Genomic DNA, 14,262 nt, shown 5'->3' with positions numbered 1-14,262 from the left:
ATATGGATGGAAAGTGATTCGCAGGTGTCTGCGTTTGCGTTTGCGCAGGGCTCCCGAATCTTCTCACCTTCGAATTGAAAGTGCGTCGACAGGTAGCAACATTATCACCGCACGCGCTCCCGAATGTTCTCACCTTTCGGTTTTTAGCTGCCCTCCCAACCGCCACCTAACACCTTGTACAAGGTCACGAGATTGGCCTGTCGCGACAGACTATCCGACGCCAGTTGCTGCTGCGCGGTGTAGAGCGTGCGCTGCGCGTCGAGGAACGTGAGGAAGCTGTCCGTGCCCGCCTTGTAGCGTGCCTGAGCAAGCGTGTAGTACCGCTGCGACGACATCACATAGTCGCGATCCGCCTCCACCTGATCGACGTACGTTGCGCGCGCAGTCAGCGCGTTCGCGACTTCTTTGAACGCCGTTTGAATCGTGCTCTCGTAGTCAGCGACCTCGATCTGTTTCTCGATCTTGGCGACGTCGAGCGATGCCTTGTTGCTACCGTAATCGAAGATCGGTACCGACACGGTTGGCGCAAACGCCCAGGCACCCGTGCCCGCTTTGAACAAACTTGAAAGCGTCGAACTCGATGTACCAGCCGAAGCCGTCAACTCGATCTTCGGAAAGAATGCAGCGCGCGCGGCGCCGATGTTCGCATTCGCCGCCTTCAGCGCATGTTCCGCCTGCACGATGTCGGGACGACGGGTGAGCAGCAACGAAGGTACGCCCGCACCGATGTCTGCGAACATCGACTCGTCGTCGAATTCGCGAGCGGGCGGAAGGTCGTCGGGAATCGGCGCGCCGAGCACGGCGACCAGGTTGTTGCGGTCCTGCGCGACGGCGCGCCGGTAAGACGCAAGGCTGGCCCTCGCGCTCGCCAATGAGTTTTGCGCCTGCTGCACGTCGAGCATCGAAGAATTGCCCAACTCCTGGATGCGCTTGGTCACGTCGTACGTCGACTGGTCCGCCTTGATCGTGTCTTCGGTGATTTGCAAAAGACGTTCGTCGGACAGGAGCGTCAGGTAGTCGGTCGCTACTGTCGCAATCAGGCTGATCTGCGTACTCTGCCGCGAGGCATCCGTCGCAAGATAGTTTTCCAGAGCCTGACGCTTAAGGCTGCGCAAGCGTCCGAAGAAGTCGATCTCCCATGACGTCGTGCCGATGCTCACGTCGCTGGAACTGGTCGTCACACCCGATGTACGCTCGCGTGTCAGGCTGCCGCTCGCGCTGATCGACGGTGCGAGCGCGGCACGCGTGATGCGATATTGTGCCTCGTACTCGGCCACGTTCAACGCTGCGACGCGCAGGTCGCGGTTGTTGTCGAGCGCAATCTCGATCAACCGTTGCAGACGCTCGTCGCGAAAGAAACTGCGCCAGGCTATGTCGGCGGCAAGCGGCGGTGCGGTAGTTGTCGTGCCCGGTGTCGCGGTTCCAGAAGCCGTTCCCGAAGCCGCGGTGGTTGCTGCCGCAGCGCTCGTGCTCTCGTACGCCTCGCCTTTTGGATAAGCCGCAGCGACGGGCGCCGCGGGCCGTTCATAGCGCGGATCCAGCGTGCATCCCGTCAGCATGGCAACGGCAAACGCCACCATGCATGCGCTCAATTTGAGTCTCATCATTCAACACCTTCCTGTTGCTTGGCATCGCCGTGTTCGCCGAACAGGCGGCGCACGACGACAAAGAACACCGGCACGAAAAAGATAGCGAGCAGCGTCGCGGCGATCATGCCGCCCATCACGCCGGTGCCGATCGCATGCCGGCTTGCCGAGCCGGCACCCGTGCTGATAACCAGCGGCAGTACGCCGAACACGAAAGCGAGCGAGGTCATCAGAATCGGCCGCAGACGCAGTCGCGCGGCTTCCAGCGTGGCGTCGATCAGGTTGCGGCCCTGCGCTTGCAGGTCCTTGGCGAATTCGACGATCAGGATGGCGTTCTTGGTGGAGAGCCCAATGGTCGCGAGCAAGCCGACCTTGAAGTAGATGTCGTCGGAGAGTCCGCGAATATGCGCACCCAGTACCGCGCCGAGCACCCCGAGCGGCACAACCAGAATCACAGCGATCGGAATGGACCAGCTCTCGTACAAACCGGCCAGACAGAGAAACACCACGACCAGCGAAATCGCGTACAGGTAGATCGCCTGAGATCCGGCAAGGCGCTCCTGGTACGATTGCCCGGTCCAGTCGATGCCGAAGCCGGCGGGCAGTTTCTTCACGAGCGCGTCGACGGCGGCCATCGCCTGGCCCGTGCTGGTGTTCGCACCGGTTTGCGCGGTGATTTCCATCGCCAGCGTGCGGTTGAAGCGTTCGATCTGCGGCGGCCCGAAGGTCCATTTGCCGGTGGCGAACGCGGAGAACGGGACCATCTGGCCGTCGTAGCTTGTGGTGGTCGTACTGCTCGTGCTGGAAGTCGAACTGCTGCTCGACGTGCTGGACTTCACATACCACCGCCCAATATCGGACGGCATCATCCGGTAAGGCGCGTCGGCTTGCACGTAGACCTTCTGGATGCGTCCCGTGTCGACGTAGTTGTTCACGTAAGTCGAGCCGAACGCGGTCTGCAATGTGTCGTTCACGTCGGCGATTGAAAGTCCGAGCGCACTCGCCTTCTCGCGATCGATATCGACATGGAACTGCGGCGTATCGTCGAGACCGCCGGGACGCATGCCGGATAGCGCGCTATCTTGCGAGGCAAGCGCGATCAATTGCTGGCGCGCGGCCATCAGCTTGTCATGACCCTGCCCGGCGCGATCTTCCAGTTCGAAGTCGAGGCCGCTCTGCGTGCCGAGTTCCTGAATGGCCGGCGGATTGAGCGCGAAAATCTGCGCGTCGTGCGAGGCGGCGAAATGCATGTTGGCGCGCTGGATGATCGCCGACGCCGAACCGTCGCTACCGCGCCGCGTGCTCCAGTCCTTCAGCTTGACGAATGCAAGGCCGTTGTTCTGCCCCGAGCCGTTAAAGCTGAAACCGGTCAGCGCGATGATCTTGTCCACCTGCGGCAAGCCGAGGTAATACGCCTCGACTTTCTTGACGACTTCCAGCGTCTGCGCGGCGGGCGTGCCGGCCGGCGCGGAAATCGACGTGATGATGATCCCCTGATCCTCGTCCGGCAGATAAGACGAAGGCAGCTTCATGAAGAGCAACGCAACCACACCCCCAATCAGCAGGTAGATCACCATATAGCGCATCGGCTTGCCGATCACACGCGCGACCGTCGAGTCGTAACGATCGGTTCCATGAGTCAGCACGCGGTTGAACCAGCCGAGCACGCCGCGCTTCGTGTGGTGCTCGACGTCCGCGCGCCTCAGCATGGTCGCGCACAGCGCCGGTGTCAGCGTCAAGGCGAGGAACACGGAGAGCAGCATCGCGGCGACGATCGTGATCGAGAACTGCCGGTAGATCGCACCCGTGGACCCCGAGAAAAACGCCATCGGAATGAACACCGCAATCAGCACGGTCGTGATGCCGACCAATGCGCTGGTGATCTGCTTCATCGCCTTGCGCGTGGCTTCGACGGGCGATAGTCCCTCCTCCGCGATCAACCGCTCGACGTTTTCCACCACCACAATCGCGTCGTCCACCAGCAACCCGATCGCAAGCACGAGCCCGAACATCGAGAGCACGTTGATCGAAAAGCCCACCGCCGACATGACCGCAAACGTGCCGAGCAAGGCAACCGGCACCACGATGGTTGGAATCAGCGTCGCGCGCAGATTTTGCAGAAACACGTACATTACGACGAAGACCAGCATCACCGCTTCGATCAGCGTCTTCACCACTTCTTCGATCGAGATGCGCACGAACGGCGTGGTGTCGTACGGATAGTCGACCACCACGTTATGCGGTAATTGCCCGCTCAGTTCGTTGAGCTTGGCGCGGACCGCTTTGGCTACGCTCATCGCGTTCGCACCGCTCGCCAGTTTGACCGCGAGCGAGGCCGCCGGCTTGCCGTTCAGACGCGAGTCCGTGCTGTAGTCGTCGCCGCCGACCTCGACACGCGCGACGTCCTTGAGCATGACCTTCGAGCCGTCGCTATTCACGCGCAGCAGGATCGCGCCGAACTGCGCGGGCGTGGTGAGCAGGCTCGATGCAGAAATGGTCGCGTTGAGCGCCTGCGTCTTCGTGGACGGCGAGCCGCCAATCTGGCCGACCGAGAGTTGCACGTTCTGATTGGTGATCGCGGTGGTGACGTCGCCGGCAGTCAGACCGACGGCCTGCAGCTTCACCGGATCGAGCCAGATGCGCATGGCGTGCTGCGCGCCGAACAGCGTCACATCGCCGACGCCGTCGATCTGCGTGAGCGGGTCTTCGATCTGCGTTGCAATGAGATTGCCGAGATCGATGGAATTCATGCTGCCGTCAGCGGACGACAGCGACACGATCATCAGAAACGCGTTGGCCGCTTTCGCGACCTGCACACCCTGGTCCTGAACCGTCTGCGGCAGCGACGAACTGGCCTGTTCGACCTTGTTCTGCACCTGCACCTGGGCGATGTCGGCATTGGTGCCCTGCTGGAACGTGAGCGTGATGGTGGCCCGTCCGGCCGAACTGCTGGTGGACGACATGTAGAGCAGATGGTCAATGCCGCTCAGTTTCTGCTCGATCACCTGCGTGACGGTGGTCGCCACGGTTTCAGCCGAGGCGCCCGGATACGTCGCCGTGATCTGCACGGAGACCGGCACCACGCTCGGATACTGTTCGACCGGAAGCGTCCCGATGGAAGCGCCGCCGATCATCATGATGACGATAGCGATGACCCACGCGAGGATCGGTCGGTTGATAAAGAAACCTGCCATGAGTGTCTCGCTTTAGCTGTGTGCAGCCGACGTGGTGTCTGCAGTGGCGGGCGGGCCCGATGGGGCGGCCGATTCGACCGGCTTTACAACACCGCCCGCGCGCGCTTTCTGCGATCCGGCGACGATCACGCGATCGCCCGCCTTGAGGCCGCGCGTGACCAACCAGTCGGCGCCTGAAGCGATGTCGGCGGTGACGGGCGTCTGCGTGACCTTGTTGTCGGCGCCGACCGTCAGCACGCTTGCGGAACCATCGGATGCGCGCGAGACCGCGAGTTGCGGCACCGTGATTGCCTGCTGGTTCACGCCCTCTTCAAGCCGCGCACGCACGAACATGCCGGGCAGCAACACGCCGTCCGGATTCGGAAACACGCAGCGCAAGGTGACCGAGCCGGTGGTGGCGTCGACGGTGATATCGGAGAACAGCAGCTTGCCTCGCTGCGTGTACGTGCTGCCGTCTTCCATCACGAGATGAACGACCGCACCGTCCGAGCCCGCCTGTTGCAGCTGGCCGCTGGCGAATTCTTTCTGCAGCCGCAACCAGTCGGCGGAAGAGCGCGTGACGTCGAGATACATTTCGTTCGTCGCCTGGACTGTCGCGAGCGCGGTGGTCTGCTCCGCGGTGACGAGCGCGCCTTCAGTCACGCTCGATTTGCCGATGCGTCCCGCGATGGGCGCAACGACTTTCGTATAGCCGAGGTTGATCGCGGCAGTCTTCAATGCGGCACGGTCGGAAACCACATCGGCCTTCGCTTCCTCGAGCGCGGCGACGGCGTCGTCGTAGTCCTGCTTGCTCACGCCTTCGATCTTCGACAGTTCGGCGTAGCGGGAGGCCTTGGTCTGCGCGGCGCTCGCTGTCGCCTCGGCTTTGGCGAGCGTGCCGACGGCCTGGTCGTAAGTTGCCTGGTAGCTGGACGGATCGATCTGGTAAAGCACCGCGCCGGCCGCAACCAGCGAGCCTTCAGCAAAGAGGCGCTTTCTGACGATGCCTTCGACCTGTGGCCTGACTTCGGCGACGCGGATCGCCGACAGTCGCCCGGACAATTCGGTACTCGACACCACGGTGTGCGGCGCGATCGTTTGGACACCAACTTCAGGGATCGACTGTGGCGGTCCATGCGGCGCCTGCTCGCCGCAACCCGCCAGCAAAAGGGCGGCGGCGACGACTGCAGCGGCAAGATAGGTGAAGCTCGGTACGCGCGAGGAAGGTCCGGACGCGCTAGGGTTATTCGGCATGCTGTGGGCATCCTTCGACTCAATTCGACAAAGGGCCGTCTGGCATGCGTTGTTCGCTAAAGCGGGGCGAGTGAAAACGTATCGGTCGACCACGCGCTTGAATCTGCACGCAAACCGACACACTGAGCCCGGAGGAAACCGCAAAACGCCACCAGCGGCGAGAAGTGGCCCAGCATAGTGAGCGGCGTCTTACGGTGGCTTAGGCGAGGATTACGAGTTGTAACGCGGCGCGCGGTGTGGCATTGAATCGGGCGGTGTGACGTTGGCCGGCACGGGTTGCTTCACGCAGCCGGATAGAACCGAAGGCAGCCATCGTAATAAACTGTAAGCGCAGATAAGAACCCGAAACCGCTGTCACCGCGCGATTCGCTATATTGCGACTTGTGATAGACGCGCGGCCGCGCCGTCCGTCAATTGTCCTCATCGATCAGGGCCCAGCCATGTCAGACACGCCCATCCAGGTATTACTGGTCGACGACGACGCCGACCTTCGTGACCTGCTCAGAACATTCTTTCAACAACGCGGCATCGAGATGTCCGTGTTGCACGACGCGAACCATCTGGCACGCCGGCTGGAACGCGAACGGCCCTCGATCATCGTGCTCGATCTGATGATGCCGGGCGTCGACGGACTCAGCGCGCTCAGGCAATTGCGCGCGCATGGCGACACGATTCCCGTGATCATGCTGACGGCGCGCGCGGACGGCGTGGATCGCATAGTCGGTCTGGAACTCGGCGCCGACGACTATCTCGGCAAGCCGTTCATGCCGCAGGAACTGCTCGCACGTATTCATGCGGTATTGCGCCGGCATGCGCAGCCATCGGGGTCCGCGGCTACGACGCTCGAAAGGCGTGAAGCGCTACGCTTCGGCCGCTTCCGGCTCGACTTCGCGAGGCGCACCCTGTTCCGCGATGACGAAGCGCTCAAGCTGACCGGCGGCGAATATGCGCTGTTGGAAGTGCTCGCCGCGCATCCAATGGAAACGCTGTCGCGCTCGAAGCTCGTCGATCTGCTGCATGGGCCCCACTCGGAAGTGACCGAACGCGGTATCGACGTGCCGGTGTGGCGTCTGCGCCGTCTGCTTGAAGACGACCCGGCCAATCCGCGCCGGATCCAGACCATACGCGGCATTGGCTATATGTTCGTGCCCGACGCCAATGACGATGAAGAATCCCTTTAACACACTGTTTGGCCGGCTCGCGTTGATGACGGTGAGCCTGATCGTACTGGTGCACATCACCGCAATCGTTCTCGTGGACCGTGACCGCGGCCAGATCGACGCGGGTCACGCGCAACGCGCGTTGCTGCTCGCGGTTGAGGCCGGACGCGGCGACCCGCTCGCCGCATCCCACGTCGCGGCAACACTCGGTGTGTCCTATGTGAGCGCGCAAGACGCGATCCGGTATGGCTGTCCCGCGCCGTGCGAGAACACCTCGGGTCCGATCGAACACGACTTGCGCGAAAAATTGCCAGCGGGCAGCAAGGTCGTAACCGATGGCGAGACCGGCACGGTCTGGGTCCAATACGCGGGCAATCCAGGCTGGCTCAAAATGCAGAACGCGACGCTGCCGGCGCGTCGCTTCCTGAGCGCATCGGCGACGATGTTGGTGTTGGCGGTGATCATCGCGCTGCTCGGCGCGTGGCAATTGCAACGACCATTGCATCGGCTGGCGCTCGCCGCGCGCGAGTTCCGCGTCGGCCATCGCGCGCCGGTCGTGGAGGCGAGCGGCCCGCGCGAGCTGAAAGAACTGATCGGCGACTTCAATCAGATGGTGCATGAACTTGCACAGGCCGAGCAGGAGCGCGCGGTGATGCTGGCCGGCGTGGCGCACGATCTGCGTGCGCCGATCACGCGCATGCAGGTGCGTGCGGATCTGCTGCCTGATGAAGCGAATCGCCGCGGCTTTTTGCGGGACGCGGAGTCGTTGTCACGCATCGTCACGCAGTTTCTCGACTTCGCGCGTGAGACAGCGGATACCTCGCCGAGCACCAGCGTCGATGCCCACTGTCGCCGGCATTACGGCGACAGTCTCGCGGACGAGGCGCTCGTGCGCCTCGATCTGCAAGCCGGCGATGGCTTTGGGTTGCCGCTTGTCGACCTCGACCGGATTCTGACCAATCTGATCGAGAACGCGCTCACTTACGGTGAGCCGCCGGTGGAAATTTCGACGTCCCGCCGCGACGGGCAGTACACGCTCGAGGTCCGCGATCATGGCGGCGGCATTCCCAATGGTCAACTGGACCGTGCGCTGCAGCCGTTCGTGCGACTCGATGAAGCGCGTAGCGGCGATGCGCACTGCGGGCTCGGACTCGCGATCGTGCGGCGCCTCGTGCGGTACAACGGCGGCGTTTTTCATGCCGATAACGCCGCCGACGGCGGTTTCGTGGTGACGCTTACGTTTCCCGCCTAGGCCTGAGCGGCGAGGCCAGGAACGACGATCGCACCGTGCGGTCCGCCGCCGCCAGGTCCGCCCCCGCCAGGGCCGCCGCCGCCCCAACCTGGAGGCGGCCCCCACCAGCATCCGCCCAAGGTTGCACTCAGTGCGGCCAACGCCGCGATTGCCAACAGCTTCTTCATGCTTTCTCCATCGATAGATCTACAGTGACGCAAAGTCGTTGCTCGAGTGGCGACGACACGCGTTATCCGCAACTTATCAATCGGCGAGCGATGATGTTTTACGAGAGCGTTACAAGATGACGAGGTTTGGCCGCTTCTGCCGCGCAAAGGCTGCGGTATGTATTGCTGTGCGGCGGCGCTAACAGGGCTTTTGCGGCGTGGCGCGACGCCAGATGCCGCGCTCACGCTTTGTTTGTATATGGAAGAGGATGTAAGGAGATTGGCGGTATCGGTCTTGCTCTTGCACGCATCAGGTGAGGTTTGCGGTGCTCGCTGCATCACCGACAACGACCATGGCGAAGACTCCCTGGAAATCCTCACCTTATTTAAGGTGCGCACTCAGCGAGGCGATTGCTCACCTCCTGGAATCGCTCACCTTTGCAGATCATCTCCTGGAATTCCTCACCTTAGCGCGTCTCAGCGTGCTCCTGAGGTGCTGTCCGACTCATGGAATGACTCACCTCTGAAGAAGAGGGTGTCGTCTCCTGGAATTCCTCACCAATGATCGAAGTGGCGCCATCTCCTGGAATTCCTCACCATTCTTCACTGCTCGATGAATTCCCGGGCGAGCTTGCGCGCTGCGTTCGCGAACATAAGGATGTCCACGCCGGTCGCGACGAACGTGCATCCAAGCTCGAGATAGCGACGCGCGAGCACCGGGTCCGAGGTCAACGTGCCGGCCGCCTTGCCGGAAGCGATGATGGTGCGCATCGCGGCTTCGATCGCGTTCTGCACGTCCGGATGGCCGGGCTTGCCGCGATGGCCCATCGACGCAGCCAGATCCGCAGGCCCGATGAAGACGCCATCCACGCCGTCAACGGCGCAGATCGCTTCGAGATTGTCGAGTGCGGTGACCGTCTCCGCCTGCACGAGCAGGCAGATTTCGCTGTCCGCGATATCCAGATAGTCGGTCCGCGAGCTCCAGCGCGACGCGCGTCCCACCGCGCTGCCCACACCACGAATTCCATGCGGCGGATAGCGTACGGCGGCCACGCACGCGCGGGCCTGATCCGCGGTATCGATCATCGGAACGAGGAGGTTACGTGCGCCGATATCGAGCAAGCGCTTGAGCAGCGCCGGATCGCCATTCACGGGTCGCACGACGGCTTCGGCGGAATACGGCGCGACCGCCTGCAATTGCGCAAGAATGCTGCGCACGTCGTTTGGGGCGTGCTCGGCGTCGATCAACAGCCACTCGAAGCCGGCGGTCGCGCTGACTTCGGCCAGGTAGGCATCGGCCATCGAAAGCCAGAAACCGATCTGTCGTTGACCATTTGCAAGCGCTGCCTTGAATGGGTTAAGCGCTGACATCGACGTTGCGTTCATCACGATTTCTAGCCTCCACGGGGACTTGATTGAATTGAATGGGCTCCACCTTTCCGAGCAGGAACAGGTAATTGAGGATCGCGATCACGATCAGCCCCGACGAGAACAGCAGCGCAGGAATGAACGAACCGGTTGCACCGACGATCGCGCCGGTGACGATCGGACCGACCACGCCGCCCATGTTGGAGACCGTGTTCTGGATGCCCGCCACCCGCGACACCATGTTCCCCGGCGCGACATCGCCCGGTAGCGCCCAGACCTGGGATGCGGCGACAGTCGTGCCCGACTTCGCCACGCAGAGCAACGCGACGGCCACGAGCGGAGAAGTGGCGAACGCCGCGAGTCCAATGCTTGACGCCATCACCAGGCCGACCACGAGGAAAAGTTTGCGGGTCGCGGTGAGCGATAACTTTCCGGACGCATACACACGATCGGAGGCCCAGCCCGCGAATACCTCGACGATCATCGAAAGGATGAGCGGTAGCGAAGCCATGAAGCCCATCTCCATCAGGCTCATGCCGCGTTCCTTGACGAGATACGTCGGCAGCCAGGTGATGAAGAAGTATGAGTTGTAGTTGATCATGAAGAAGCCGATGCACATCGCCCAGATGTTCCGATGCGCAAACAGCCTGTGCCAGGGTACAGCGGCGGCCGCGCCGGTGCTGTCGTTACGCGACACCGCTTCGCCATCGCGAATATGCGCAAGCTCAGCCGCATTCACGCGTTTGTGATCCGCCGGCGAGTCCCTGAACACCAACACCCAGACGACGCACCAGATGAGACCCAGCACGCCGGTGATCGCAAAGGTGACCTTCCAGTCGAACGTCGCCAGCAACCATGCGATCAGCGGCAGCGCCACCGCGCCTCCAAGCTTCGATCCGCTATCGAAGATGCCCGCCACCGTCGCGCGTTCCTTGCGCGGAAACCATCGCGTGGCAATGCCCGCGTTACTGGGGTAGGCGCCCGCTTCGCCGATGCCCAGCATGACCCGCAGCAGCACGAGGGACTTGAAGCCGGTGGCGAGTCCGGTGACGGCCGTGGCGAGCGACCACCAGAACACGGACGCGCCCAGCACGATCTTCTGTCCGAAGCGATCGGCGAGCATGCCCGCAGGCAATTGCAGCAACGCGTATGACCAGAAGAACGCCGACATCACGATGCCCATCTCCATCGCGCTCAGATGGAACTCCGCCTGAAGATGGGGGGCCGCGGCGGACAGCACCGTGCGGTCGATATAGTTGATGGCAATGGCCGACCACATCAGACCGGCCACCAGCCAGCGCACTTTGCTGCGTGGCGCCTGTTGCAAGGCTTGGTTCAATCTCTGTCTCCGCTTTTTTTGTAGGAATGAGGTGGCGTTTCAGCTCACGATGCCCATATGCCAGGGCACGAATTCGTGATCGCCCAGCCCGAGCAATTCACTACGGGTGCGCTCACCCGACGCGGCTCGCAGGATGTGCTCGAAGATATCTTTTCCCATCTCCTCGACTGACCGCTCGCCGTCGAGGACAAGTCCGCAATTGATGTCCATATCGTCGGAGAGCCGCTTGAACATCGGCGTGTTGCTCGCGAGCTTGAGCGTGGGCGCGGGCTTCGAGCCGAACATGGAACCGCGGCCCGTTGTGAAGCAGATCAGGTTTGCGCCGCTTGCAATCTGCCCGGTCACCGCAACGGGATCGTAACCGGGCGAATCCATGAAGACGAAGCCGGCCTGGTCGATCGGCTCGGCGTATTCATAGACAGCCTGCAGCGGCGTCGTGCCGCCTTTCATTGCCGATCCGAGCGATTTTTCGAAGATGTTGGCGAGGCCACCCTTCTGATTACCCGGGCCGACGACACCGTTGAACTGACCGTTGTGGCCGCGCGTGTAGCGCTCCCACCAAGCAAGCCGGTCGAGTAGTTTCTGGCCGACTGCCGGTGTCACCGCACGGCGCGTCAGCATGTATTCGACGCCGTGAATTTCGGGGGTTTCGGAAAGAATCGCCGTGCCGCCATGGCGTACCAGAATGTCCATCGCCGCACCCAGGGCTGGATTGGCCGTGATGCCTGAAAAGCCATCGGAGCCGCCACATTCCAGACCGATTTTGATGTGGCTCGCCGACACCGGGCGACGCTCGATATCGTTCGCCAACGGCAGCATCTTCTGTATGGCAGCGATCCCCGCTTCGATCGTTGCCCGGGTGCCGCCTTCGTCCTGCATCACCAACGCATGGACCGATGTACCGACATGAAGCCCTTGTGAATCGAGCAGATCGGCGACCTGATTGCGCTCGCAGCCCAACCCGACGATCAGCACCCCGGCGAGATTGGGATGACGCGCATAGCCGGCGAGCGTCCGGCGCAGCACGTCGAAGTGCTCGCTGGGTGAGGACATCCCGCAGCCACTTGTCTGCGCGAACGCGACCACGCCATCGACATTGGGATAGGGTGCAAGCCGCTCGGGTGTAAACCAGGCGGCGATATTCTTGATAACGGTCGACGAACAGTTGACCGATGCCAGGATTCCAATGAAGTTGCGCGTCGCGACCCGCCCATCGGGCCGGACAATGCCGTTGAAGGTTGCGCGGTCAGCTTCTGCGACGTATTCGACCGGACGCACGTCGAGACAGAAACCCGGATCGCGCTCGAAATCGATCAGTTCGACGTTGTGAGTGTGAACGTGATCACCCGCCTCGATGTCACGAGCGGCCCGGCCAATCACCGTGTCGTATTTGCGGATCGGCGCACCGCGCGAAATGCGGCAGGCAGCGACCTTATGGCCCGCGATGACCTGCGCGCGGATGCGGATCGCCGCCTCGCCGATGCACAGTTGCTGCCCGATCGACAGCGATTCTCGCGCGATCAGTACATTGTCCGCGGCGTTAAGCCGGATCAGCGGCTCGCTCAACACCGTACCAGCCTGCGACATGCTGCTCTCCTGTCTCTCAAGTCCTGGGCGCACGCATTCGGTTCGCGCCAATCGCCTTTCTTCTGATTGATGTTACCGGTTCATGTAACCGGTAACATATGACGCATGGTAGTATGGTTTTGCCATAATCGCCAGCAACTTTTTTCGGGCCTGAGTGATCAACGTCGTGAGCAAACCGCCTACTACCCTGCTTGCCCCTGCCGAACGCAGCGCCTCCCGGCGCGCCCGCAAGAATTCCGGCCGCGTGACGCTGAGCGATCTCGCGGCGCTCGTCGGCGTGACGAAAGTGACCGTCTCACGCGCACTGAACACGCCGGAGCTGGTTTCGGTCGATACGCTGGAGCGCGTCCAGGCGGCCGTCCGGCAAACCGGGTATACGCCCGATCTCATCGCCGGTTCGCTGGCGTCGACTCGCAGTCATCTCATCGTCGCGTTGATTCCGGCGATGGCCGGGAGCGTGTTTCAGGAAACCGTCGGCGCCCTGACGACCGAGCTTGCCGCGGCGGGCTATCAATTACTGATTGGACAAAGCGGATACGACGAGTCGCGCGAGGACGCCCTGCTCGATGCAGTGATCGGCCGCCGGCCCGCCGGCATCGTACTGACCGGCGTCATTCATTCGCAGAGCGCGAGGCAAAAGCTACGCGCGTGCGGCATTCCTGTCGTCGAGACCTGGGACCTGACACGCGAGCCTATCGACATGCTGGTCGGCTTCTCTCATGAGAACGTCGGGAGGGCTGCTGCGGATTTTCTGAAGACGCGTGGTGTGCGGCGGCCCGCTGTCGTCACGCCCAGCGACCGGCGCGCGCAGGCCCGCACCAAAGCGTTCCTCAAAGCCTTCGGAAACGGCAAAACACTCTCCTCCATCCCTGTCGTGACGGTTGAGTCACCCGCGAATCTGGGTGACGGGCGACGGGCACTGAAAGGCTTGCTCGACACGCACGCCGATATCGACGCCGTTTTTTGCGGCGCGGATATTCTGGCGCTGGGCGTGTTGATGGAAGCGGAGTACCGGGATATCTCCGTGCCAGAGAAACTGCGTGTGATTGGCTACGGTGATCTGAATTTTGCGAAAGACACCACACCGCCGTTGTCGACCATGAGAGTCGACGGCACGAGAATCGGAACGCTTGCGGCGACCATGCTGGTCGATCGTATTGAGAATCGTGCTGGAGGCGAACCAATCGTCGACGTGGGGTTCAGTCTGATCGAGCGGGAAAGCACCTAGTGCGGTGGTTGTCTGTCGGCGGCTATGACAGCGACTCCCTGGAAATCCTCACCTTATTTCAGGTGCGTACTCAACGCGGCGATTGCTCACCTCCTGGAATCGCTCACCTATGGCAAGCGGCCTCCTGGAACGCCTCACCTTGGCGTGGCTTTGCTCGCTTCCACGGTGC

At 62.2% G+C, this 14,262-nt stretch carries 10 protein-coding genes; 3 read left to right on the top strand and 7 right to left on the bottom strand.

Annotation, left to right across the window (positions count from 1 at the left end; translation table 11 throughout):
* Nucleotides 1-143: 143 nt before the first annotated feature.
* The 3 genes from R8871_RS06835 to R8871_RS06825 are packed head-to-tail and all read right to left on the bottom strand — an operon-like array spanning nucleotide 144 to nucleotide 6,013.
* Nucleotides 144-1,604, bottom strand: coding sequence for an efflux transporter outer membrane subunit (locus tag R8871_RS06835; RefSeq protein ID WP_217468893.1), 1,461 nt, complete (start codon nucleotides 1,602-1,604; stop codon nucleotides 144-146).
* Nucleotides 1,604-4,780, bottom strand: a complete 3,177-nt coding sequence (locus R8871_RS06830; protein ID WP_175049628.1) for an efflux RND transporter permease subunit — start codon at nucleotides 4,778-4,780, stop codon at nucleotides 1,604-1,606. The genes R8871_RS06835 and R8871_RS06830 overlap by 1 nt, the downstream gene beginning before the upstream one ends.
* Nucleotides 4,781-4,792: 12 nt before the next feature.
* Entirely contained in the window at nucleotides 4,793-6,013 is a 1,221-nt protein-coding gene (locus tag R8871_RS06825) for an efflux RND transporter periplasmic adaptor subunit (RefSeq protein ID WP_175049627.1), read from the bottom strand.
* Nucleotides 6,014-6,453: 440 nt separating this feature from the next.
* On the opposite strand from R8871_RS06825, the gene R8871_RS06820 reads away from it, so the two are divergent.
* Together R8871_RS06820 and R8871_RS06815 are read left to right on the top strand one after the other, a co-directional pair.
* The gene (locus R8871_RS06820) at nucleotides 6,454-7,194 is read left to right on the top strand and encodes a response regulator (RefSeq protein ID WP_175049626.1); all 741 of its coding nucleotides are present in this window, start codon (nucleotides 6,454-6,456) and stop codon (nucleotides 7,192-7,194) included.
* Nucleotides 7,178-8,425 (top strand): ATP-binding protein, encoded by a 1,248-nt coding sequence (locus R8871_RS06815; RefSeq protein WP_175049625.1) that lies wholly within the window; start codon nucleotides 7,178-7,180, stop codon nucleotides 8,423-8,425. The genes R8871_RS06820 and R8871_RS06815 overlap by 17 nt, the downstream gene beginning before the upstream one ends.
* Here R8871_RS06815 and R8871_RS06810 read toward each other — a convergent pair.
* The 4 genes from R8871_RS06810 to R8871_RS06795 all read right to left on the bottom strand — a co-directional run bounded on the left by R8871_RS06810 (nucleotide 8,422) and on the right by R8871_RS06795 (nucleotide 12,865).
* Nucleotides 8,422-8,592, bottom strand: coding sequence for a hypothetical protein (locus R8871_RS06810; RefSeq protein ID WP_175049624.1), 171 nt, complete (start codon nucleotides 8,590-8,592; stop codon nucleotides 8,422-8,424). The two genes, R8871_RS06815 and R8871_RS06810, sit on opposite strands and share 4 nt — an antisense overlap.
* Before the next feature lie 582 nt (nucleotides 8,593-9,174).
* Nucleotides 9,175-9,942: a 4-hydroxy-2-oxoheptanedioate aldolase gene (hpaI, locus tag R8871_RS06805; RefSeq protein WP_175049623.1), complete on the bottom strand. Its 768-nt coding sequence runs from the start codon at nucleotides 9,940-9,942 to the stop codon at nucleotides 9,175-9,177.
* On the bottom strand, nucleotides 9,929-11,218 hold the full coding sequence (locus R8871_RS06800) for an MFS transporter (protein ID WP_175050024.1): 1,290 nt from the start codon (nucleotides 11,216-11,218) through the stop codon (nucleotides 9,929-9,931). The genes hpaI and R8871_RS06800 overlap by 14 nt, the downstream gene beginning before the upstream one ends.
* A gap of 99 nt (nucleotides 11,219-11,317) precedes the next feature.
* Nucleotides 11,318-12,865 (bottom strand): UxaA family hydrolase, encoded by a 1,548-nt coding sequence (locus tag R8871_RS06795; RefSeq protein WP_175049622.1) that lies wholly within the window; start codon nucleotides 12,863-12,865, stop codon nucleotides 11,318-11,320.
* Nucleotides 12,866-13,115: 250 nt separating this feature from the next.
* Here R8871_RS06795 and R8871_RS06790 point away from each other — a divergent pair, with 250 nt between their 5' ends.
* The gene (locus R8871_RS06790) at nucleotides 13,116-14,093 is read left to right on the top strand and encodes a LacI family DNA-binding transcriptional regulator (RefSeq protein WP_175050023.1); all 978 of its coding nucleotides are present in this window, start codon (nucleotides 13,116-13,118) and stop codon (nucleotides 14,091-14,093) included.
* Nucleotides 14,094-14,262: the final 169 nt, after the last annotated feature.

The organism is Paraburkholderia sediminicola (genome assembly GCF_902859805.1).
GTDB classification, from domain to species: Bacteria; Pseudomonadota; Gammaproteobacteria; order Burkholderiales; family Burkholderiaceae; genus Paraburkholderia; species Paraburkholderia sediminicola.
Note: the sequence above shows the minus strand (reverse complement) of the source record. Positions and strands in the feature narration are given on the sequence as shown.

What these genes read in the sequence shown, in the direction of transcription:
- R8871_RS06800 (WP_175050024.1), bottom strand. Translation starts at nt 11,218, where the DNA reads ATGTGGTCGGCCATTGCCATCAACTATATCGACCGCACGGTGCTGTCC.
- R8871_RS06815 (WP_175049625.1), top strand. Translation starts at nt 7,178, where the DNA reads ATGAAGAATCCCTTTAACACACTGTTTGGCCGGCTCGCGTTGATGACG.
- R8871_RS06830 (WP_175049628.1), bottom strand. Translation starts at nt 4,780, where the DNA reads ATGGCAGGTTTCTTTATCAACCGACCGATCCTCGCGTGGGTCATCGCT.
- R8871_RS06795 (WP_175049622.1), bottom strand. Translation starts at nt 12,865, where the DNA reads ATGTCGCAGGCTGGTACGGTGTTGAGCGAGCCGCTGATCCGGCTTAAC.
- R8871_RS06825 (WP_175049627.1), bottom strand. Translation starts at nt 6,013, where the DNA reads ATGCCGAATAACCCTAGCGCGTCCGGACCTTCCTCGCGCGTACCGAGC.
- R8871_RS06835 (WP_217468893.1), bottom strand. Translation starts at nt 1,604, where the DNA reads ATGAGACTCAAATTGAGCGCATGCATGGTGGCGTTTGCCGTTGCCATG.
- hpaI (WP_175049623.1), bottom strand. Translation starts at nt 9,942, where the DNA reads ATGTCAGCGCTTAACCCATTCAAGGCAGCGCTTGCAAATGGTCAACGA.
- R8871_RS06820 (WP_175049626.1), top strand. Translation starts at nt 6,454, where the DNA reads ATGTCAGACACGCCCATCCAGGTATTACTGGTCGACGACGACGCCGAC.
- R8871_RS06810 (WP_175049624.1), bottom strand. Translation starts at nt 8,592, where the DNA reads ATGAAGAAGCTGTTGGCAATCGCGGCGTTGGCCGCACTGAGTGCAACC.